The organism is Streptomyces sp. NPDC030143 (assembly GCF_055573695.1).
In genome coordinates this window covers 71,702-90,859 of sequence record NZ_JBVIAY010000007.1, presented here as the reverse complement: position 1 = coordinate 90,859, position 19,158 = coordinate 71,702, and the positions used below count along the sequence as shown (strand labels likewise).

Here is a 19,158-nt window from a genome sequence, read left to right as displayed (position 1 = left end):
GTGTTCTGACCTCATGCCCGTGTGCCTGCCTCTTGGGCGGGAGCGGGCGGCCGGCGGTGCCGAGCGGGGCGGAGACATGAGCGCGGGCGCCGCCGGCCGCCCGCGCCCGCCCGGAGGAGCGAAGCGACGACGGGTGCTTGAACCAGTAGAGAAAGTTGTAACTCAGTCTGTGGTGCGGGGCTTGAACTGGTAAGCGCAGGCTGGAAGTACCGGCCCTTGGCGGTGTGCGAGTGGCAGGAAGAGTGCTGGTCGGACCGTCCATGTGATGCGCAGGCTGGCGTGTGTGATCGATGCCGAGCAGGGCTCACTACGCAGCAGCGCTCGCCGGGTGTCGATGCGGGCGTCGTACAGCCGCGCCCATGCCTGCTGTGAGGCGTTCGAGTCGAGTGCTGGTGAGATCGTGCGGAGGATGGTCACCACCCAGTTGTTCGCCTCGGGGGCCGAGTAGGCGTCGAAGGACCCCACCAGCACAGGGTGTTGCCGGCCGGACCGGTCCTGGCTCCAGCACTCGCACCAGAAGCCGCGCCTGGTCGTCGTCTTCACCACGGCCGCCTTCCCGCCCGGGTCGCGGCGTCGGTGAAGTACAGCTCCGCGGTGACCGTGTGGCCCCCGTCGCTGTCGTGGACGACGATCCGGTGGGCGAGGGCGCTGACCATGTCCAGGCCTCGGCCGCCCTCGGCCTCCTGGTCGCGGTGCTTGATCTTCGGAGTGGTCCTGGCGGCGCCGTCGTCCGTGACCGACAGGGCGATGACCTGGGGGGAGACGGCCAGGGCCAGGTGGAAGCTGCCGGTGGGCCGGCCGCTGGCGGTGTGGAGGATGGCGTTCGTGCTGAGTTCGCTCACGATGAGTTCGGCGTCGTCGGCCAGGGGTGAGCCTCGCAGGATGTCCCGGGTCCAGCGGCGGGCGCGGCTGACCTCTTCGGGGAATCCGGGACAGGTGAGTCCCCAAGCCCGGATGTTGCTCGTATACTCGTGCATACAAGTTTGTTCGTGCTGATGGGCCGCCATGTGCAGCGGGTTTGGGTTAGACGAGGCGTACGCCGTCGTGGGCGCGTATCGCGGGCGGCGACGCCGCGTCGAGCGCGTCCAGGACGCGGATCGCGTAGGCCTCATCGGCAAGCTCGGTGACTTCCTCGCGGGTGGCCCAGTGCAGGGCGCGCGTCTCCGGGCCGGTAGTGAGCGTGCCGTCGGCCGGCTCGCAGCGGAAGACCAGGGAGACGATCAGACCCGTCATGTTCTTGTAGACCCCGGTCAGGGTCGCGGGAAGGGCGATCTTGATGCCGGTCTCTTCGAGGACTTCGCGTTGCAGAGCCTCGGGGATCGTCTCCTCGCGTTCGAGGACGCCGCCCGGCGGTTCCCACTGGCCGTTGTCGCGCCGCTGGATCAGCAGGGCCCGGCCCTGGTCGTCGACGACGACTCCGGCGACGCTCACGGAATGCGGGCGTTCAGCGGTCACGTTCCTCGGCCCTCTCAGGTGGCTAGGCTCTCCACCGTAGCAACAGCACTCGCCCACTCGTCTAGATATCTTAAGGAGTACTCGTGACTTCCTCGTTGACCAGTCAACTCGGTGAACTGGACCCGACGAGCGACCGTGCCGTGTTCCGGCAGATCGCCGACCAGCTGCGCGAAGCCATCGACCGGGGCCGGTTCCGGGAAGGCGAGAAGCTGCCCTCGGAAGCGGAACTCGTCGAGCACTACGGGGTCTCCCGGATGACCGTCCGCAACTCCTTCTCGATCCTCCAGGGTGAAGGGCTGGTTCATGCCGAGCACGGGCGCGGGGTCTACGTCCGGCCCCGGCCGCCCGTCCGACGGCTCGCCTCCGACCGCTTCGCCCGGCGCCACCGCGAGCAAGGCAAAGCGGCTTTCCTCGTCGAGGCCGACGCGGCCAGCGGCCACCCCCAGGTCGACAGTCTCGAAGTGAAGGAGGAGAAGGCCACCGCCGACGTATCCGCGCGCCTCGGCTCCGTGCGGCGGGTGCTCGCCCGGCGGCGCCGATACCTCCTCGACGGCCGCCCCGTCGAGTTCGCCACCTCCTACCTGCCGCTGGACATCGCCCGCGACACCCCCATCGCCGAACCCAACCCCGGCCCCGGCGGCATCTACGCCCGCCTCGAAGAACTCGGCCACCAGCTCGACCACTTCGACGAAGAGATCCGCGCCCGGATGCCCACCCCCACCGAAGTCAAAATGCTCCGCCTGGCCGCAGGCGTGCCCGTGATCCACCTCATCCGCACCGCGTACGACACCGAAGGACGCCCCGTCGAAGTCTGCGACACCGTCATGGCGGCCGACGCCTACGTGCTGTCGTATCAGCTCCCGGCGACCTGACCAGGCGGTACGCAGGCAGGGCCGAAGGGTTTCAGCCTCGTATGACTCCTTTTCGGACTCGTCCACTCCGCCTAGCTAGCTCGTATAGACGAGTGGTCGAGTTGAGTGTCAGCATGATTTTCCTTGCGCTTCTGAAGTGCGGGGACAAGATGAATCGCTAGCCTCCGGTGACCAAGCGGCTGATCTTCACCGGGCCGCGTGGTGGTCACGTCTGGCGGACGTCCCTCAACGAGGAAGTGTGGAAACGGGCGCTGGCCTCGGCCGGACCCCGAGCGGAAGCCGGGCGAGTCGTACGTCGAGTCCTGCGAGAACGGCATGCATGCCCTCCGCCACTTCTAGGGGTCGGTGCTCTCGGACGCGGGCGAGAACATCAAGGCCCTGGCCGAGTACCTCGGCCACTCGGACCCTGGGCTGACGCTGCGCGCAAACGCACACCTCATGCCGTCCAGCCAGGAGCGCACTTGCAATGCAGTCAGTGCGGTCTTCAGATCACAGAAACTGCAGGCTCTCAAAGGCCGGTCCCAATCGTATCCAAGCTTCCAAGCTTTCCAGATCGAGGTTCAAACCAGTAAGACCAAACCGGTAAGGCCCAAGCAGTAAGACCAAACCCGTTTTCCCTAACCGATTTGGTTAAACCGATTAGGGAAACCGGCTAACCAGACCTGGCGACCGCTCCACACGGTTCGTAGCCCTCTCCCCAGGTAGGGTGCTTTTGGCTAGCCGGCGTCCTACAGCCTCCGCAGATGGGACCGCACAGCCAACACAATGCGTCACAGTGCAGCACGGAGGAAAGACTGGGGAGTTGGAAAAAATAGCGTCCCAACCTTGTCCACGTCCGTGGACAATCCGTCTCCCCAAACGAACAAGGCGGCATTTAGCTGCACGTTTGTCTGGCGCGTGAGGGCTGTGGGAAAGTTCCAGCGGCATGCGAATGCCGCCCGTCCAGGGGCGGCATTCGTCTCCATTGCCGCGTTCTCAGATATCACCTTGACAAGTGAACCGAACTCAACAGGAGGCGTCCATGGTCCCACGCACGGGCCTGACCGTCGACATCTGTCCCCGCGACTTGCCGATCGCGCTCATCGGCACAGCCGGCGGCGCGCTCGCCCTCTGGGCCGACGCCTCCGCCGAGATCGCCGTCCCCGTGGCACTGTTGATCGTCCTCGACATCCGCATCCGTCGACGGCCTCGTCACACCTGACGGCCCAGAGACGGCCCAGCCCCACCCAAAAGCCCCCGCCCCGCGAAGAACTCGCAGGTCGGGGGCCATAAGTGCGCAGGCTACTTCTTCTTGCCCTGGTTCTTGACCGCCTCGATCGCGGCTGCTGCCGCCTCCGGGTCGAGGTAGGTGCCGCCCGGGGTCAGGGGCTTGAAGTCGGCGTCCAGTTCGTAGGAGAGCGGGATGCCGGTCGGGATGTTCAGGCCCGCGATGTCGGTGTCGGAGATGCCGTCGAGGTGCTTGACGAGGGCGCGCAGGCTGTTGCCGTGGGCGGCGACCAGGACCGTGCGGCCGGTGAGGAGGTCGGGGACGATGCCGTCGTACCAGTACGGGAGCATGCGGGCGACGACGTCCTTGAGGCACTCCGTGCGGGGGCGCAGCTCCGGCGGGATCGTCGCGTAGCGGGCGTCGTTCGCCTGGGAGAACTCGGAGTCGTCGGCCAGCGGCGGCGGGGGCGTGTCGTAGGAGCGGCGCCACAGCATGAACTGCTCTTCGCCGAACTCCGCGAGGGTCTGCGCCTTGTCCTTGCCCTGGAGGGCGCCGTAGTGGCGCTCGTTCAGACGCCAGGAGCGGTGGACCGGGATCCAGTGGCGGTCGGCGGCCTCGAGGGCCAGCTGCGCCGTGCGGATCGCGCGCTTCTGGAGGGACGTGTGGACCACGTCGGGCAGGAGGTCGGCGTCCTTCAGGAGCTCGCCACCGCGGACTGCCTCCTTCTCGCCCTTCTCGTTGAGGTTGACGTCCACCCAGCCGGTGAACAGGTTCTTCGCGTTCCACTCGCTCTCGCCGTGGCGGAGGAGGATCAGCTTGTACGGTGCGTCGGCCATGCGTATGAGCGTAATCGAAGGCTTTGGGGCAAGGTGCGAGCCGCCCGCAGAGCGGACGCTTGACGGGATCTGTTAATTAGGTGGCCTTCGGCGGTGCCCCGCTCGTAAGTTTCCTTCGCTGCCTTCACCACTTACCGCTCGCGTCACACACCTCGGGGGAACGCCGTGTCCGTCGCCGCCATGAGACGTGCCGTCCGGGAGACCGTCTCCGGACTGCCCCGTGCCTTCTGGTGGCTGTGGGCCAGCACGCTCGTCAACCGGCTCGGCGCCTTCGTCGCCACCTTCATGGCGCTGTACCTGACGCTGGACCGCGGTTACTCCGCCTCCTACGCCGGGCTCGTCGCCTCCCTGCACGGGCTGGGCGGAGTGATCTCCTCGCTCGGCGGCGGGGTGATGGCCGACCGGCTCGGACGGCGGCCCACGCTGCTCTTGGCGCAGACGGCCACCGCCCTCTCCGTCGCCCTGCTCGGGTTCGTGCACCATCCCGTCGCCATCGCCGGCGTCGCCTTCCTCGTCGGCCTGGCCTCCAACGCCTCCCGGCCGGCGGTGCAGGCGATGATGGCGGACATCGTGCGGCCCGAGGACCGGGTGCGGGCGTTCTCGCTCAACTACTGGGCCATCAACCTCGGCTTCGCCGTCTCCTCCATGGGTGCCGGTTTCATCGCCGAGTACAGCTACCGCGCCGGCTTCCTCATCGAGGCCGCGATGACCCTGGTCTGCGCCGTCGTCGTCTTCCTCAAGCTGCCCGAGTCGCGGCCGCAGAAGGAGGGCGAGGACGGGCGGGAGGACGCCGTCGGGCTCGGGACCGTGCTGCGCGACGGGCGGTTCATGGGCGTCGTGGGGCTGTCCTTCCTTGTCGCGTTCGTCTTCCAGCAGGGGGCCGTCGGACTGCCCATCGCGATGGGCGCGGCCGGGTTCACCCCGGCCGACTACGGTCTCGCCATCGCCGTCAACGGCGTCCTCATCGTCGCCCTGCAGATCCCCGTCACCCGGTTCATCGAGCACCGGGACGCCGGGCGGCTGCTGGTGATCTCCTCCGTGCTCGCCGGGTACGGCTTCGGCCTCACCGCCTTCGCCGGGTCGGTCGGCGTCTTCGCCCTCACCGTCTGCGTGTGGACCCTCGCCGAGGTCGTCAACGCACCGACCCAGACCGCTCTCGTCGTCCGCCTCTCCCCCACCCACGGGCGCGGTCGCTACCAGGGCATGTACACGATGTCCTGGGCCGTGGCCTCCCTGGTCGCCCCCGTGATGTCCGGCTTCGTCATCGACCGGTTCGGCGCGCAGTGGCTGTGGGCGCTGTGCGCGGTCGTGGGGACGGTGGCGGGGGCCGGGTACGCGGTGCTGATGCGGCGGATCCCGGCCGAGTCGACGGGCGTCAGCGAGTCGACGGGCCTCGCCGAGCCGACTGACCTTGCCGGGCCCAGGGACCTCACCGAGCCGGCCGACCTTGCCGGGCCCGGGGACCGCAACCTGCCCACGGGCCCCAACCGGCCCACGGACCGCAACCGGCCCATGGAACGCAACTAGCCCCTGGTGCCCGTCGAGCCCGGGACGGCCCGTCGGCGGACCGGCCCGAGACAGTCTGAACAGTTCGAACCGCTCGGGGCGGCCCGTGCCGGTCCGATCCCGGCCCGCACCGCTCACGGGTGCATCCGTGCCCCCTTCAGCACCTTGTCCACCGCGTTCCTCGGCCCGTGGACCGCCAGGCCCACCACGTCCAGTCCGGCCGTCGGGACGGCCCGTACGGCCGCGCGGTTGTCGCGGTCGTTGCCGGTGGCGAAGAGGTCGGCGGTGAACACCGCGCGCGGCAGGGCGCGGGACAGCACGCGCGCGTGGGCGGCGGTCACCGTCTCCTTCGTGCCCTCGAAGACCAGGACCGGCTGGCGCAGCATGGGGAGGTAACCGACGCCGTCGGCGTCCTCGTACGGCTCCCCGATCACTTCGGGGAACTGTGTGCCCAGGCCGCTGACCAGGAACGCGGTGACGTTCAGGCGCTGCCAGGTCTCCAGGTCCTCGCGCAGCAGGACGGCGATCTTCGTGTCGAAGCGGAGGGGTTCAGTGCTCATGCCATGAGACTGTCGACCGCCGCACGACCCCGTCTTGTACGTTCTTTGCATGGCCGACGCGCGCAGGGCAGCACGCCCCACCGCCCCCCGGTCCACGGCGGACGTCCGCGCCTGGCAGCCCCGGGTCCCGGGCGTGGTCGAGGTCTTCCACGCGCACTTCACCGAGCACGCGTACCCGATGCACGTCCACGCGTCGTGGACGCTGCTGATCGTGGACGACGGCGCCGTGCGCTACGAGCTCGACCGGCACGAGCACGGCACCCCGCACGACACGGTGACCCTGCTGCCGCCGCACGTCCCCCATAACGGCTCCGCCGCCACCCCCGACGGCTTCCGCAAGCGGGTCCTTTACCTCGACGGGACCCTCCTCGGCGACGACCTCATCGGAGCGGCCGTCGACGGGCCGGAGCTGCGCGATCCCGTTCTGCGGCGGCGCGTCGGGCAGGTGCACGGCAGTCTCGCCCGCCCCGGCGACGAGTTGGAGGCCGAGAGCCGGCTGACGCTGATCGGCGGGCGGCTGCGGGGGCATCTGCGGCCCCGGACCCCCGCTGCGGAACCCCGCCGTGATCCGGTCCTCGCCCGGCGTCTGCGGGAGCTCCTCGACGCGCGGGTCGTCGAGGGCCTCACCCTGGAGGAGGCCGCCGGGCTCCTCCAGGCCCATCCAACCCATCTGGTGCGGGCGTTCGGCGCGGCCTACGGCATCGCGCCGCACCAGTACCTGATGTCGCGCCGGGTCGAACGGGCGCGGGGGTTGCTGCTCGACGGTCTGCCGCCCGGGGGCGTGGCCGCGGCGACCGGATTCTTCGACCAGTCCCACCTGACACGCCACTTCAGGAAGTGGGTCGGGGTCACTCCGGGGCGGTACGCGCGCACCGCCCGCTCGGCGGCGCCGGGAGATCGCCGGTAGACCTCGAAGATCGACCGGCTGCCCACCAGGCAGGAACCGGCCGACGCCCTGCGCGCCTTCGCCGACCAGCTGGACGGCCCTCAGAGCACCCCGTCCCCGGCCCGGGCCTGAAGCGCCGCTGACCCGAGCCCGGTCCGGCCCGGCGGCCCGGGGTCAGTCGGCCTCGGGCCGCGTCAGGTGCGCGAAGGCGTCCAGATTGCGTGTGGACTCGCCCCGGGAGACCCGCCAGGCGTACTCACGGCGGATCGCGGAGGCGAATCCCAGCTCCAGCAGGGTGTTGAAGGCGCCGTCCGCGGCCTCCAGGACCTGCCCCAGCAGACGGTCGGTCCCTTCGGGGGTGACCGCGGCGAGGGGGAGGCGGGCGGTGACGTAGACGTCGCCGAGGGGGTCGACGGCGTAACTCACGCCGTACAGCTTGAGGTTGCGCTCCAGGAGCCAGCGGTGGACGCCGGCCTCGTTCTCGTCGGGGTGACGGATGACGAAGGCGTTCAGGGACAGCGAGTGGCGGCCGACGATGAGCGAGACGGTCGTCCGCAGCTTGCGGGTGCCGGGGAGCTGGACGACGTAGGTGCCGGGTTCGGGACTCTCCCACTCGACCTCGGTGTCCTTGAGGACGCCCTCGATGACCTGCGCCGCGCGCTGCTGCTCACCCATGCGGCGAGCGTACGCGACGGCGGTGGGCGTGGGTCGCGGCCGTGTAGACGTCGGCGGTGGCGGCGGCCGCGGTGTCCCAGCCGAAGGACAGGGCGTGCCGGGCTGCGGCCGCGCCCATGCGGGCGGCGAGTTCGGGGCGGTCGGCGAAGTCGGCGAGCACGCGCGCGTAGCGGGCCGGTTCGTGACCCGGCACCAGGAAGCCGGTCTCGCCGTCGCGCACGGCCACCGGCAGCCCGCCGACGGCCGCCGCGAGCACCGGCGTGCCGGCCGCCTGGGCCTCTATGGCGACCAGGCCGAAGGACTCGCTGTAGGAGGGGACGACGAGGACGGACGCGGCGCGGAACCAGTCCGCGAGCTGTTCCTGTCCGACGGGCGGCCGGAAGCGCACGACGTCGGATATGCCGAGCCGCGCGGCCAGCTTCTGCAGGCCCTCCGGCTTGGCGAGGCCGCTGCCGCTGGGGCCGCCGACGATCGGGACGACGATGCGGGAACGCAGCTCGGGCCGCTCGTCCAGCAGCACCGCCACGGCGCGCAGCAGGACGTCGGGGGCCTTGAGGGGCTGGATGCGGCCGGCGAAGAGCGGGATCAGGGCGTCCGGGGGCAGGCCGAGCCGGGCGCGGGCGGCGTCACGGCCGTCGGCGGGGCTGAACCGCTCGAGGTTGACGCCGGGGTGGACGACGGCGACGCTGCCGGGGTCGGCGGAGTAGTGCCGTACGAGTTCGTCGGCCTCCTCCTCCGTGTTGGCGATGAGCCGGTCGGCGGCGGCGACGATCTGGGTCTCGCCGATCACGCGGGCGGCGGGCTCGGGGGTGTCGCCGTCGGCGAGGTTGGCGTTCTTGACCTTGGCCATGGTGTGCATGGCGTGCACGAGCGGGGCGCCCCAGCGCTGGGCGGCGAGCCAGCCGACGTGGCCGGAGAGCCAGTAGTGCGAGTGGACGAGGTCGTAGTAGCCGGGGCGGTGGCCGGCCCAGGCCTGCATCACGCCGTGCGTGAAGGCGCACAGCTGGGCGGGGAGGTCCTCCTTGGCGAGGCCCTCGTAGGGGCCGGCGTCGATGTGCCGGACGAGGACGCCGGGGGCCAGCTCGACGGTGGGCGGGAGGCTGCCGGTCGTGGCGCGCGTGAAGATCTCGACCTCGATGTTGATCGCGGCGAGGCGCTGCGCGAGCTCGACGATGTAGACGTTCATGCCGCCGGCGTCGCCCGTGCCGGGCTGGTGCAGGGGTGAGGTGTGCACGGAGAGCATGGCGACACGGCGGGGGCGGCGGTGGAGCCTGAGCCGCGAGGGTGCCGCCGAAGAGCGACGCCCGAGCCTGGTGACGTACTGGCTCACGTGGCGTTCCTCCTTGCTGCGGGCATGCCGGGCGGAGGAGTGGGGCTGCCCTCCAAGGGGGTGCAACACCGGAGGCACTGGTTCCCATTCCGGAGTTCCCAATCTTTGCCGGGGCATTACCGGACATCGCTCAACCGTTCGAGAGACATATGCGTTGCTCCCTGGCGGCCCGCACTCCTCGAACGACGGACGAGGAGGGCAGCCGCCGCACCGTTCGACGGCAGACACACCGACCCCCGCACCGTTCGACGGCAGACACGCCGACCCCCGCACCGCTCGGACGAGGGCGGGGCCGCCGTCGTATCCGCGAGGACGCATACCCTCGTACGCATGACATCCCGTGCCACCTCCCGCCCCGTGGGCACGGTCACGCGCGGGACCACCAACCCCAACCGGCTGCGCCGCATGGACCGCTGGATCGCCGCCACGCACGGCGGCGAGCTGCGCCGCGCCGCCGATCCGGTGGCCGTCGACCTCGGCTACGGCGCAGCCCCCTGGACGGCCGTCGAACTGCTCCGGCGTCTGCGCTCCGTCGCGCCCCGCGCGCGCGTGGTGGGCATCGAGATCGAACCGGCCCGGGTCGCGGCCGCGCGGCCCCACGAGCGCGAGGGGCTCGCCTTCCGGCACGGTGGCTTCGAGATCCCGCTCTCCCGCCGCCCGCACCTCATCCGCGCGGCCAACGTGCTGCGCCAGTACGACGAGGACGAGGTCGCCGCCGTCTGGGAGCGGCTGCGCACACGGCTCGCACCGGCGGCCGAGGGGTCCCGGGGCGGACTGCTGGTGGAGGGGACCTGTGACGAGGTCGGCCGACGGCACGTGTGGGTCGCGCTCGGACCGGAGGGGCCGCGCACGGTGACCTTCGCGACCCGGCTGGGCTCCCTGGAGCGCCCCTCGGACCTCGCGGAACGACTGCCGAAGGCTCTGATCCACCGCAATGTGCCCGGCGAGCCCGTGCACGCGTTCCTGCGGGACTTCGACCGCGCCTGGGCCGCCGCCGCGCCCTACGCCTCCTACGGAGCCCGTCAGCGCTGGATGCGGGCGGTGCGGGACCTGGGGGCCGACTGGCCGGTCACGGACGGGCCGGTGCGGTGGAGGCAGGGGGAAGTGACGGTGGCGTGGGAGGCGTTGGCGCCCCGCCGCTGAGTCCGGGAACGATCTCCGTGAGGTGTTCGTCACACAAGGCGGGGAGACCGTCGGGGTTCTTCGTACCGGGGTGGCGGTGGGGGAAGAGCGCAGACCGGGACGGCCTCTGTCGTTTTCGGCCGCGACATGGCACGATCCCCCCGGGTGACCGTAAGTTACTGACGGTAAATCAGTTTGTGGGGGAATGTATGGGTACGGGCAAGCGCGGCCTGATCGCGATGGCCGTGACGGTGGTCTGCGCGGTCACCGTCCTGGCGGCGCCCGGCACGGCGTTCGCGACACCCGCCCCCACGCCCTCCCGCACCCCCGCGCCGACGACCGCCCCTGACCTGACCCCGCCGCCCGCCGCGGACAAGGACCTCGAGGCGATCCGCGAGAAGCTCGACACGCTCTACCACGCCGCCGCGCTCGCCACTGACGCCTACAACGCCGCCGAGGAGCAGGCGAAGCAGCAGTCGAAGGAGATCGTCGGGCTGGCGAAGAAGATCGTCTCGGGCCGCGAGAAGCTGGACGGGCTCAAAGACCGCGCGGGCGCCGCCGCCCGCTCCCAGTACCGCACCGGCGGCCTGCCGGACGAGGCGCAGCTGGTGCTCAGCGACGATCCGGGCGAGTTCCTCGACGGGGCGGGCCGGGTCGTCCAGGGCCAGCGGGCGACCAAGGGACTGCTCGGCGAAATGACCCGCACGCAGCAGGACTTGGAGCAGTACGCCAAGGACGCCTCCGCCCAGTGGCAGAAGCTAGAGGCCAACCGCAAGGCCAAGGCGACGGCGCAGAAGCAGATCGAGAAGCAGATCGCGGCGGCCGAGAAGATCGAGTCCCAGCTGGAGAAGAAGGAGAAGGAGCGCCTCGCCGAGCTCCAGAAGCAGGCCGCGCAGAAGGCGCAGACCGCCTGGCTGGACACCGGCATACTGGGCGAGATCAGCGCCGAGGCGTCGGCGGCGGGCCGGCAGGCGGTGAGCTACGCCACCGCACAGATGGGCAAGCCGTACGAATGGGGCGCCGAGGGCCCCGGGTCCTTCGACTGCTCCGGTCTGACGTCCCAGGCCTGGGCGAGTGCCGGCGTCACCATCCCGCGCACCTCGCAGGAGCAGTGGCGGCAGTTGAAGCACGTCGACGTCGAGGACATGCGCCCCGGCGACCTGATCATCTACTTCGGCGACGCGAGCCACGTCGCGCTCTACGTGGGCAACGGCACGATGGTGCACGCCCCGCGTCCGGGACGCGACATCACCATGGCGGGCGCGGGTTCGATGCCGATCCTGGGCGTGGTCCGACCGGACGCGTGAGGCGGAGCCGGGAGAGGCGCAGCACGGCGGCATCCCTTTCCCGCGCAGCGCCGCGGCGTCCCGTCCGCCTTCCCACTGCCCGCGGCATCCCTTCCCGTGGCCCCGACCACGTGATCCAGGGCACCCCTTTCACCCGCCAAACTCCGCCCCGACGTGACGTTCGTCATCCCCTGGACCCTGGAGCCCTGCCCAACTGCGGTAGGGAAAGCGGCATATGACTCTGGCCTGAGATCAAGCGGAGTGCCGCACACCATTCCGCTGTGGCGCCTTCTGCCGCTATGGTCCCCGTCGGTGGGTCGAGGTCCCTCGTCCCCGCCATGCCCTCGGGGGGAGGGAAGGAACCCAAGACGATGCCCGTACCCGTACCGCGGCAGAGAGCGATCCCGGCCGTGGAGTGTGGTCAGGCGCAGGCCGCGCCCGCAGTCGGCGGCCCCTTCAGGGAAGAAGCCCCACGCACGGACGGCCGCAGCGAAGAACGCGACGACGCGACGAACGCGACGGCCGGGGACAACGCCGCACCCGGCGACGGCGTCCCCCAGGGCGTGAGCGCCACCACCCACACCAACCTCACACTGCTGCTGATCGAGGACGACCCCACGGCCGCCCCGATCGTCCCCGGCCTGCTCGACTCGGCCGGCAAACCCATCCGGGTGCGCACCGCCCGCAACCTCACCGAGGCCGAGCGGCTGCTCACCGACGACGTCCACTGCATCCTGCTGGACCTCGCGCTGCCCGCGCCCGGCCGCACCGCCGACGACGACGAGCTGGCCGTGCTCAAGCACGTGCTGGAGCTCGCGCCCCGGCACGCCGTCCTCGCGCTCACCGCGTCAGGCGACGCCGAACGCGGCGCCGAGGCCGTGCGCGTCGGCGCCCAGGACTACCTGTTCCGCGACGAGCTGGACGGACGGCTGCTGAGCCGCGCCATCCGCTACGCCGTGGAACGCAAACGTTCCGACACGGCCGAACGACGGCTCGCCGAGGGCAAGCTGCGCGCGCAGGAGAACGCCCGCCTGGAGCGGGGCCTGCTGCCCACACCGCTGCTGGAGGGCTCCCCGCTGCGCTTCGCCGCGCGCTACCGCCCCGGCCGCTCGCGCGCGCTGCTCGGCGGTGACTTCTACGACACCGTCCGCACTCCGGACGGCACGGTCCACGCCATGATCGGCGACGTCTGCGGGCACGGCCCCGACGAGGCCGCGCTCGGTGTGGAGCTGCGGATCGCCTGGCGGGCGCTGACGCTGGCCGGACTGTGCGGCGACGAACTGCTGAACACCCTGCAACAGGTGCTGGAGCACGAGCGGGACGACGACGAGATCTTCGCGACGCTGTGCACGGTGGACATCGCGCCCGACGGGCGCCGCGCGGGCCTGTGCCTGGCCGGTCACCCGGCGCCGCTGATCGCCCGCCCGGACCGCCCGGCGCGGCTGCTGCCGTACGACAACAACGGGCCCGCCCTGGGCCTGCTGCCGGGCGCCCGCTGGCCCCGGATGCAGGTGGAGCTGGGCGCGCAGTGGAGCCTGATGCTGTACACCGACGGCCTGATCGAGGGGCGCGTCGGGGACGGCCGGGAGCGGCTCGGCCAGGACGGCATGGTGGAGATGATCCGCCGCCAGCTCTCCGAGGGGCTGAGCGGGGAGGAGTTGTTGCGGGCGGCGGTCAACGAGGTGCGGGAGCTCAACGGGGGAGAACTGACCGACGACGTGGCGGTCGTGCTGCTGGACCGAGTGGCGTAGCGGAGGCCCGCCGTCGAGGGTGCGGGGTGCGGAGAATGCCCTGCCGTCGAGGGTGCTGGGTGGCCCGGTCATCGGGCGCGGGGTGGGCCGGCTGCGGGCGGTCCGTGGCCGGGGGCACGGTTCCCCGCGCTTTTCGTGGACGCTGCGGGGCGCCCCGCTCACCTGCGCGGTGATCGCCCCCGCTGCACGGGCTACCGGCCGCCGTTGTACGGCCCGTACGGCCCGTCGCTGCTGGAGCCGCCCCGGCGGCTGCGGCCGCCGCCCGGCAGGGAGCGCAGGGCCGGCCGGACGTCGACCATGTAGACGATGGTCGCGATCAGGCCGATGATCGGCAGGAACGACAGGATGGGAAAGATCAGGTTCACCACGAAGGCGATCCCGAGGATGATCAGCCAGAAGGGCTTGGTCTGCTTGTCGGCCGCCCGGTAGCCGTCCTCACGGCGGATCGCCGCGTCGATCAGAGCGAAGCCGCTGAACACGATCAGCGCCAGGCTCAGCAACGACATGAACCCCGCGAATCCCTCAATCAGCACTACGTCCACCACCCGGCTCGGCACGAACTGCTCGTCCTTACGCGGTCACCGTACCCGCAACCGCGCTTCTGCTACCCGAACAACGGGCCGGGCACCCGCCGAGTGCCCGGCCCGTCGCCGTGTCCGCGTGTTCCCGTCGAGGGCGTGGGTCTCACTTGGCGGGCGGCGTCGTCTTCTTCGCGGTGGCGGGCTTGCGGGCGGGCGCCTTCTTGGCGGGGGCCTTCTTGGCCGCGGCCTCGGCCTGCACCGGCTGGGCCGGCGCGGCCGGCTTCGGCTCGTCCTTGACCTGGACCGGCTCCGGCTCGCCCTTGCCCTCGACGGCGATGGCGAACTCCTCGATCTCCTCGGCGGCCTCGCCGCGCCAGGTCTTCACGGCCTGCTCGCCGTGCTCGGCGACCTTCTCGTAGGTCTCGCGCGCCTTGACGGCGTACTCGGCGGCGACGCCGACACCGCGAAGGGCGAAGTCCTGGGCGGTCTCGCCGAGCTTCTTCAGGTCGGCGTCGAGCGTGTCGCTGATCTTCTTCAGGTCACCGTCGAGGGTGCCGAGGAACTCGCCCAGCTTCGCCTGGAAGCTCTCCTGCGCCTCCTTCGCCCGGGCGCCGGCCTCCTTGGCGCGGGCGGCGGCCTTCTCCTGGACGGTCTTGGGGTCGGTGTTGCGGACCGCCTCGAAACGGGCCGGGGCCTCCGTGCGCAGCTGCTCCACCAGGCCCGGCACCTTCTTCGCCTGCTGGAGGGCCAGGTCGGCGGTGCCGGCGGCGAAGTAGAGCGGGGTCGGGTCGCTGAAGGTCTTGCGCAGGTCGTCCGTGATGGCCATGGTGATGGTCCTCCCGTAGGTGCGTTCGTAGCGTTCGTCGATATGGGTTGGTGCGGGTCCGCAGTCGGACGGCCGGTCCCCTGGTCCGGTCAACCGGCCGTCTGCTGCGGATCGGCGTCGGTGCCGCCACCGTCCGCACGGGTGCCGGGGGCGGCGGGCTCGCTCTGCCGGGCGTCCACCGCACCGTCGCCGCCCGCGACCCCGTTCTCCTTGCGGAAGGACTCGTAGATCTGGAGCAGCACCTGTTTCTGCTGCTCGGTCAGCGTGGGGTCGGCGAGGATGACGGCCCGCGTCTCGACCTCCGCCTGATCCCGGTCCTCGTCGAGGATGCCGGCGCGCACGTACAGCGTCTCGGCGGAGATCCGCAGGGCCTTGGCGACCTGCTGCAACACCTCCGCGCTGGGCTTGCGCAGCCCGCGCTCGATCTGGCTCAGGTACGGATTGGACACCCCGGCGGCATCGGCGAGCTGCCGCAACGAGAGCTGGGCGTTTCGCCGCTGCTCGCGCAGGTACTCACCGAGATTGCCGACGTTGAGCGATGCCATGCCTCCAGCGTGCACCACCCCCGCTAACTTTTGCAAGCACCCTGCTTGCAAAAGTGTGTCGCGCCGCGAACGGCCCCACGCGAGGCAGCGCGGTTCACCTCACCCCGCCCGAGGCGCACGACCGCGTCGGCGGGACCGGTGCGGGCGGAGGCCGACGCGGGCATCTTCTCCGGCCAGGGGCAACCCGATCGCCTCGGCGGTGGCCTCCCCGTCCCGCGTCGTCCACACCTCCGAGGGCCACGGCATCGACGCTGCCGTCCTGCGCGCGGCGGAGGGCCAGGCCCGCCGGGTCGTCGTACGGGGGCACGGCGGGGACGGCTTCATCCGGGTGGCCGAGGAGTCGCGGTAGGGGGGCGCGGCCGGGCGAGGCGGCTCTCCAGCACCGCGAGGTCCGCGCCGGTGAGTCCGCGCCGGTGGTCGACCCGGTGCAGGAGGGCGGGTGCGCGATGGTGGGCGGCGACCCAGGCGTCGTCCGCCGCGGTGATCTCGTCGTCGATCCAGGCGAAGGGCCGCCCGTCCGCCCAGGCGACCAGGGGCGGCGTCTTCCAGTGCAGGCCGTCGCCGGGCGGCGGGTCGTCGGGCCAGTCGACGACGGGCAGCGCGGGCAGGCCGAGCCACGGCGCCACGACGGCGTTCGCGTCGTCCCGCCAGGTCGTGGCCCACACCAGCTCGCAGCCCAGCGCGAGCAGCCGGGGGCCGAGGGACGGGTCGAGCCGCGGCAGGAGGGGGTGCGGGGGCGGACCGGCCGCCGCACCGGCCCGCGGCCCGTGGACCGGGTACGGGCCCGGCCCGCCGAAGGGGATCAGCGGCCCGTCGACGTCGAGGAAGAGCAGCATCACGCCCAGGATCCCGCCGACGGCCACGACGGTCCAGCCGCCTCCCCCGCCGGCGTCGGGCCCGCCGGCCCGGGCCGCCATCGCCCTCCGGGCCCCCGTGCGCGTCCCCGCTGCCCCCTGGCCCCGCCTCCGGCCCGACGCCGGTCCCCGGGCCCCGGCCGTCGGCATCTCCCTGCCGCCGCCCGCCCTCACCACGGCAGCTCCCTCTCGTGCACCACCTCCAGCCGCGACACCGCCCGGGTCAGCACCACGTAGAGCCGGTTCAGGCCGCGTTCCTCCGTCTCCGCGATCGCGGCCGGTTCGACGGCGACGACGTGGTCGTACTCCAGGCCCTTGACGAGGGTCGCCGGGACGACGGTGACGCGGGAGCGGGTGTCCGACGGGTCCGTGGTGACGGCGATGCCGGCCGCCGTGAGGGCCGCGTGGACGCGGGGGGCGTCCGCGTCGGCGGTGATGACGCCGACGGAGCCCTCGTGGGTGAGGGCGTCGCGGACGGCGGACACGACCGTCGCCGCGAGGTCGCCGTCCGCGGGCCGGAGGCGCAGGGTGCCGTCGCGGCGCATGGAGCGGGCGGGCGGGACGTCGGTGCCGAGGCGGGCGAGGAGGCGGTTGGCGAGGGCGAGCACCGCGCCCGGGACGCGGAAGCCGGTGGTCAACGGGACCACGGTGGCGTCGGGTTTGCCCAGGTGGGCCAGGAGGGGTGGCCAGGAGTCGGCGGCCCAGGGCGTGGTCCCCTGGGCGAGGTCGCCGAGGACCGTCAGCGAGCCGAAGGGCACCCGGCGGGCGATGGCCCTGCACTCCATCGGGGAGAGGTCCTGGGCCTCGTCGACGACGACGTGGCCGTAGCCCTCGGGGTGGGCGAGGAGGCCGGCGACCTCGTCGAGGAGGACCAGGTCGGCCGCCGACCAGCGCGCCGACCGGAACGAGCGGGGCGGGCGCGGCCAGAGCAGGGCCCGCTGTTCGTCCCGGGTCAGCAGACCGTCGGCCGCCCGCGCCAGTTCCCCGGCGCAGGAGAGCAGCGCGGCCACCACCTCCTCCGGCCGGACCCTCGGCCACACGGCGTCCAGGCAGGCGCTCACCGGCCGGGACCGCTCGACGCGGCGCAGCCAGGACGCCGGCCGGGGCCCGGCGCGCCGTTCGGCCCGCTCCTGGATCCGGCGCACGATCCGGCTCCGCACGCGCTCGCGCCCCACCTCGTAGGGCTGTTCCTCGGCGCGGACCTCCGTGACGATCCGCGCGATCTCCTCGCCGGTGACCCGCCAGCGGTAGGAGTCGTCCGGCACGGTGAGGTCGGCGGCGCCTTCGGCGGTCACCCGGCCGTACAGCGCGCGGCGCAGCACCTCGGCCGTCCGGGCGTCGTGCTTGACGGCGGCGGTGTGCCCGGGGTCGGTGCCGGTCACCGGGTGGCGGGCGATCTCGTCGGCCAGGGTCGACTGGCGCACGCCCGTCTCGCCGAGGGAGGGGAGCACCTCGGCGATGTAGGAGAGGAAGGCGGGGTTGGGGCCGAGGATCAGCAGGCCGGCGCGGCGCATGCGCTGGGGGTGGGTGTAGAGGAGGTACGCGGCGCGGTGCAGGCCGACGGCGGTCTTGCCGGTGCCGGGCGCGCCCTGCACGCACACCGACTCGGTGAGTCGGCCGCGTACCAGGTCGTCCTGCTCGGGCTGGATCGTCGCCGCGATGTCCCGCATGGGGCCGAGCCGGGGCCGTTCGATCTCGCGGGCCACGATGGCGCTCGTCCCGGACTCCCCCCGCGTCAGGTGCTCGTCCTCGAGCCCGGTCAGGTCGGCGGAGTCGCCCCGGCTGCCCGGCGCCCAGCCGAAGCGGCGGCGGACGGCGACCCCTTGCGGGTCGCGGGCGCCGGCCTGGTAGAAGGCGCGGGATACGGGGGCGCGCCAGTCGACGACCAGCGGCGGGGCGGCCGGGTGCTCGCTGATCCGCAGCCGTCCGATGTGGTGGGTGAGGCCGTCGTGCGCGCCGCCCGTGCCCTCGGCGAAGTCGAGCCGCCCGAAGAAGAGGGGGCCTTCGGGCAGTTCCCGCAGGGCCTTGGCCCGGCTGCGCAGCCCGAACCCGAGGACCTCGGCGTCGGCGCCGGAGGCGGAGGCGTCCTCTCCGATGACGACCTGGTGGTCGGCGCCCGCCACCATCGCGGCGAGGGCGGCGCGGCAGGCGTCGTGGTGGGCGCGTTCCCGGCGCAGGGCGCAGCGGAGCGGGTCGCCGGGGTCGTCCGGGCCGTGCCCGGGGGTGGGGGCGGGTGACGTCATGCGCCCGACCCTACAACCGATAACGTAACCGAGTTAAATTTTTAACTCACTCTCACACGTGGGTGAGGTGCGGCAGCCCCGCGCCGAGCACCGCGAACGCCCGCTCCGCCGCCGCCACCGCGTCCGGCCGCACGTCCTCCACCCGCTCCCCCGACGCGATCCGCCGCCAGTTCTCCTCCGCGAGGATCCTGCGGACGGCGATGATCTGGCCGGCGGCCAGCCGGGCGTCGAGGTCACCGCCGAGGGCGTCGGCGAGGGCGGTCTCCGACCGTTCCCGGTAGCCGTGGAGACGGGCGACGAGGGCGGGCGTGCCGTAGAGAAGGGCGTGGAAGGCCCGCACCTCGGGGTGGTCGTTGAGGCCGGTGACCGGGTCGCCGCAGGCCAGCCCGTCGAGGAAGTGCCGGCGCAGGCCGGCCAGCGGCGCGACGCCCTCCTGCCGCGCCGCGGCCACCACCCGCGCCGCCTCGCCCTCGTGGTCGGCGATCCGGTGCAGGACGAGGTCCTCCTTGGCCGGGAAGTACCGGAAGAGGGTCGGCTTGGAGATCTCCGCCGCGGCGGCGACCTCCGCGACGGACACCGCGTCGAAGCCGCGCTCCACGAAGAGCCGGACGGCGATGTCCGACACGGCCTGGTACATCCGCTGCCTCTTGCGCTCGCGCAGCCCGGTCTCGCTCATGGACCGA

The 19,158-nt window shown here is 72.1% G+C and carries 20 protein-coding genes and 2 pseudogenes; 9 read left to right on the top strand and 13 right to left on the bottom strand.

What is annotated here, in order from left to right:
• Positions 1-162: 162 nt before the first annotated feature.
• From ACZ4YY_RS14715 to ACZ4YY_RS14705, 3 genes are read right to left on the bottom strand one after another with little or no spacing between them, the layout of a single operon-like run.
• A complete protein-coding gene (locus ACZ4YY_RS14715) occupies positions 163-546 on the bottom strand; it encodes a hypothetical protein (RefSeq protein WP_468288822.1) in 384 nt (127 codons plus the stop codon).
• Positions 540-977, bottom strand: coding sequence for an ATP-binding protein (locus ACZ4YY_RS14710; protein WP_468288820.1), 438 nt, complete (start codon positions 975-977; stop codon positions 540-542). The genes ACZ4YY_RS14715 and ACZ4YY_RS14710 overlap by 7 nt, the downstream gene beginning before the upstream one ends.
• Before the next feature lie 46 nt (positions 978-1,023).
• A complete protein-coding gene (locus tag ACZ4YY_RS14705) occupies positions 1,024-1,431 on the bottom strand; it encodes an NUDIX hydrolase (RefSeq protein ID WP_468288817.1) in 408 nt (135 codons plus the stop codon).
• Between the two features lie 107 nt (positions 1,432-1,538).
• Here ACZ4YY_RS14705 and ACZ4YY_RS14700 point away from each other — a divergent pair, with 107 nt between their 5' ends.
• The 3 genes and pseudogenes from ACZ4YY_RS14700 (at position 1,539) to ACZ4YY_RS14690 (ending at position 3,528) form a co-directional block, all read left to right on the top strand.
• Positions 1,539-2,327 carry a GntR family transcriptional regulator gene (locus tag ACZ4YY_RS14700; protein ID WP_468288815.1) on the top strand — a complete coding sequence of 263 codons (789 nt, stop codon included), beginning with the start codon at positions 1,539-1,541 and terminating at the stop codon, positions 2,325-2,327.
• A gap of 161 nt (positions 2,328-2,488) precedes the next feature.
• A pseudogene (locus ACZ4YY_RS14695) lies at positions 2,489-2,927 on the top strand (hypothetical protein); the annotation flags it as partial.
• A gap of 421 nt (positions 2,928-3,348) precedes the next feature.
• On the top strand, positions 3,349-3,528 hold the full coding sequence (locus ACZ4YY_RS14690; protein WP_468288814.1) for a hypothetical protein: 180 nt from the start codon (positions 3,349-3,351) through the stop codon (positions 3,526-3,528).
• An 80-nt stretch (positions 3,529-3,608) separates the two neighbouring features.
• Here the strand turns inward: ACZ4YY_RS14690 and ACZ4YY_RS14685 are convergent, their stop codons facing one another.
• Positions 3,609-4,370, bottom strand: coding sequence for a phosphoglyceromutase (locus ACZ4YY_RS14685; RefSeq protein WP_468288812.1), 762 nt, complete (start codon positions 4,368-4,370; stop codon positions 3,609-3,611).
• Positions 4,371-4,550: 180 nt separating this feature from the next.
• On the opposite strand from ACZ4YY_RS14685, the gene ACZ4YY_RS14680 reads away from it, so the two are divergent.
• Positions 4,551-5,897, top strand: coding sequence for an MDR family MFS transporter (locus ACZ4YY_RS14680; protein WP_468288810.1), 1,347 nt, complete (start codon positions 4,551-4,553; stop codon positions 5,895-5,897).
• A 113-nt stretch (positions 5,898-6,010) separates the two neighbouring features.
• Here ACZ4YY_RS14680 and ACZ4YY_RS14675 read toward each other — a convergent pair whose 3' ends face one another.
• Positions 6,011-6,436 (bottom strand): DUF2000 family protein, encoded by a 426-nt coding sequence (locus ACZ4YY_RS14675; protein ID WP_468288807.1) that lies wholly within the window; start codon positions 6,434-6,436, stop codon positions 6,011-6,013.
• Between the two features lie 49 nt (positions 6,437-6,485).
• Between ACZ4YY_RS14675 and ACZ4YY_RS14670 the strand changes: the two genes are divergently transcribed.
• A complete protein-coding gene (locus ACZ4YY_RS14670) occupies positions 6,486-7,343 on the top strand; it encodes a helix-turn-helix transcriptional regulator (RefSeq protein ID WP_468288804.1) in 858 nt (285 codons plus the stop codon).
• 153 nt (positions 7,344-7,496) lie between these two features.
• Here the strand turns inward: ACZ4YY_RS14670 and ACZ4YY_RS14665 are convergent, their stop codons facing one another.
• Positions 7,497-7,997 carry a type III secretion system chaperone family protein gene (locus ACZ4YY_RS14665; protein ID WP_468288801.1) on the bottom strand — a complete coding sequence of 167 codons (501 nt, stop codon included), beginning with the start codon at positions 7,995-7,997 and terminating at the stop codon, positions 7,497-7,499.
• Complete coding sequence (gene mshA, locus ACZ4YY_RS14660) at positions 7,990-9,327, bottom strand: D-inositol-3-phosphate glycosyltransferase (RefSeq protein WP_468288798.1); 1,338 nt, start codon at positions 9,325-9,327, stop codon at positions 7,990-7,992. Before mshA ends, ACZ4YY_RS14665 begins: the two co-directional genes overlap by 8 nt.
• A 330-nt stretch (positions 9,328-9,657) precedes the next feature.
• On the opposite strand from mshA, the gene ACZ4YY_RS14655 reads away from it, so the two are divergent.
• The 3 genes from ACZ4YY_RS14655 (at position 9,658) to ACZ4YY_RS14645 (ending at position 13,486) form a co-directional block, all read left to right on the top strand.
• Positions 9,658-10,470 carry a class I SAM-dependent methyltransferase gene (locus tag ACZ4YY_RS14655; protein WP_468288795.1) on the top strand — a complete coding sequence of 271 codons (813 nt, stop codon included), beginning with the start codon at positions 9,658-9,660 and terminating at the stop codon, positions 10,468-10,470.
• Between the two features lie 188 nt (positions 10,471-10,658).
• On the top strand, positions 10,659-11,756 hold the full coding sequence (locus ACZ4YY_RS14650) for a C40 family peptidase (RefSeq protein ID WP_468288792.1): 1,098 nt from the start codon (positions 10,659-10,661) through the stop codon (positions 11,754-11,756).
• A 350-nt stretch (positions 11,757-12,106) separates the two neighbouring features.
• Positions 12,107-13,486 (top strand): PP2C family protein-serine/threonine phosphatase, encoded by a 1,380-nt coding sequence (locus tag ACZ4YY_RS14645; RefSeq protein WP_468288789.1) that lies wholly within the window; start codon positions 12,107-12,109, stop codon positions 13,484-13,486.
• A 191-nt stretch (positions 13,487-13,677) separates the two neighbouring features.
• Here ACZ4YY_RS14645 and ACZ4YY_RS14640 read toward each other — a convergent pair whose 3' ends face one another.
• The 3 genes from ACZ4YY_RS14640 to ACZ4YY_RS14630 all read right to left on the bottom strand — a co-directional run bounded on the left by ACZ4YY_RS14640 (position 13,678) and on the right by ACZ4YY_RS14630 (position 15,378).
• Positions 13,678-13,992, bottom strand: a complete 315-nt coding sequence (locus ACZ4YY_RS14640; RefSeq protein ID WP_468288786.1) for a DUF2516 family protein — start codon at positions 13,990-13,992, stop codon at positions 13,678-13,680.
• 178 nt (positions 13,993-14,170) lie between these two features.
• Positions 14,171-14,833 (bottom strand): hypothetical protein, encoded by a 663-nt coding sequence (locus ACZ4YY_RS14635; protein ID WP_468288783.1) that lies wholly within the window; start codon positions 14,831-14,833, stop codon positions 14,171-14,173.
• 89 nt (positions 14,834-14,922) lie between these two features.
• A complete protein-coding gene (locus ACZ4YY_RS14630; RefSeq protein WP_468288780.1) occupies positions 14,923-15,378 on the bottom strand; it encodes a helix-turn-helix domain-containing protein in 456 nt (151 codons plus the stop codon).
• 147 nt (positions 15,379-15,525) lie between these two features.
• Here ACZ4YY_RS14630 and ACZ4YY_RS14625 point away from each other — a divergent pair.
• Positions 15,526-15,727, top strand: a pseudogene (locus tag ACZ4YY_RS14625) (imine reductase family protein); the annotation flags it as partial.
• On the opposite strand, the gene ACZ4YY_RS14620 reads toward ACZ4YY_RS14625, so the two are convergent.
• The 3 genes from ACZ4YY_RS14620 to ACZ4YY_RS14610 form a co-directional block, all read right to left on the bottom strand.
• The gene (locus ACZ4YY_RS14620) at positions 15,699-16,214 is read right to left on the bottom strand and encodes an HAD domain-containing protein (protein ID WP_468289453.1); all 516 of its coding nucleotides are present in this window, start codon (positions 16,212-16,214) and stop codon (positions 15,699-15,701) included. The pseudogene ACZ4YY_RS14625 and the gene ACZ4YY_RS14620 sit on opposite strands and share 29 nt — an antisense overlap.
• Before the next feature lie 188 nt (positions 16,215-16,402).
• Positions 16,403-18,475, bottom strand: a complete 2,073-nt coding sequence (locus tag ACZ4YY_RS14615) for a HelD family protein (RefSeq protein WP_468288777.1) — start codon at positions 18,473-18,475, stop codon at positions 16,403-16,405.
• Positions 18,476-18,527: 52 nt separating this feature from the next.
• Positions 18,528-19,151, bottom strand: coding sequence for a TetR/AcrR family transcriptional regulator (locus ACZ4YY_RS14610; RefSeq protein ID WP_468288774.1), 624 nt, complete (start codon positions 19,149-19,151; stop codon positions 18,528-18,530).
• Positions 19,152-19,158: the final 7 nt, after the last annotated feature.

Excerpts from the sequence above, each read along its gene's own strand:
- ACZ4YY_RS14710 (WP_468288820.1), bottom strand. The coding sequence starts at position 977 with ATGCACGAGTATACGAGCAACATCCGGGCTTGGGGACTCACCTGTCCC.
- ACZ4YY_RS14690 (WP_468288814.1), top strand. The coding sequence starts at position 3,349 with ATGGTCCCACGCACGGGCCTGACCGTCGACATCTGTCCCCGCGACTTG.
- ACZ4YY_RS14685 (WP_468288812.1), bottom strand. The coding sequence starts at position 4,370 with ATGGCCGACGCACCGTACAAGCTGATCCTCCTCCGCCACGGCGAGAGC.
- ACZ4YY_RS14640 (WP_468288786.1), bottom strand. The coding sequence starts at position 13,992 with ATGTCGTTGCTGAGCCTGGCGCTGATCGTGTTCAGCGGCTTCGCTCTG.
- ACZ4YY_RS14655 (WP_468288795.1), top strand. The coding sequence starts at position 9,658 with ATGACATCCCGTGCCACCTCCCGCCCCGTGGGCACGGTCACGCGCGGG.
- ACZ4YY_RS14630 (WP_468288780.1), bottom strand. The coding sequence starts at position 15,378 with ATGGCATCGCTCAACGTCGGCAATCTCGGTGAGTACCTGCGCGAGCAG.
- ACZ4YY_RS14650 (WP_468288792.1), top strand. The coding sequence starts at position 10,659 with ATGGGTACGGGCAAGCGCGGCCTGATCGCGATGGCCGTGACGGTGGTC.
- ACZ4YY_RS14610 (WP_468288774.1), bottom strand. The coding sequence starts at position 19,151 with ATGAGCGAGACCGGGCTGCGCGAGCGCAAGAGGCAGCGGATGTACCAG.
- ACZ4YY_RS14645 (WP_468288789.1), top strand. The coding sequence starts at position 12,107 with ATGCCCGTACCCGTACCGCGGCAGAGAGCGATCCCGGCCGTGGAGTGT.
- ACZ4YY_RS14635 (WP_468288783.1), bottom strand. The coding sequence starts at position 14,833 with ATGGCCATCACGGACGACCTGCGCAAGACCTTCAGCGACCCGACCCCG.
- ACZ4YY_RS14665 (WP_468288801.1), bottom strand. The coding sequence starts at position 7,997 with ATGGGTGAGCAGCAGCGCGCGGCGCAGGTCATCGAGGGCGTCCTCAAG.
- ACZ4YY_RS14620 (WP_468289453.1), bottom strand. The coding sequence starts at position 16,214 with ATGCTGCTCTTCCTCGACGTCGACGGGCCGCTGATCCCCTTCGGCGGG.
- ACZ4YY_RS14615 (WP_468288777.1), bottom strand. The coding sequence starts at position 18,475 with ATGACGTCACCCGCCCCCACCCCCGGGCACGGCCCGGACGACCCCGGC.
- ACZ4YY_RS14680 (WP_468288810.1), top strand. The coding sequence starts at position 4,551 with ATGAGACGTGCCGTCCGGGAGACCGTCTCCGGACTGCCCCGTGCCTTC.
- ACZ4YY_RS14670 (WP_468288804.1), top strand. The coding sequence starts at position 6,486 with ATGGCCGACGCGCGCAGGGCAGCACGCCCCACCGCCCCCCGGTCCACG.
- ACZ4YY_RS14675 (WP_468288807.1), bottom strand. The coding sequence starts at position 6,436 with ATGAGCACTGAACCCCTCCGCTTCGACACGAAGATCGCCGTCCTGCTG.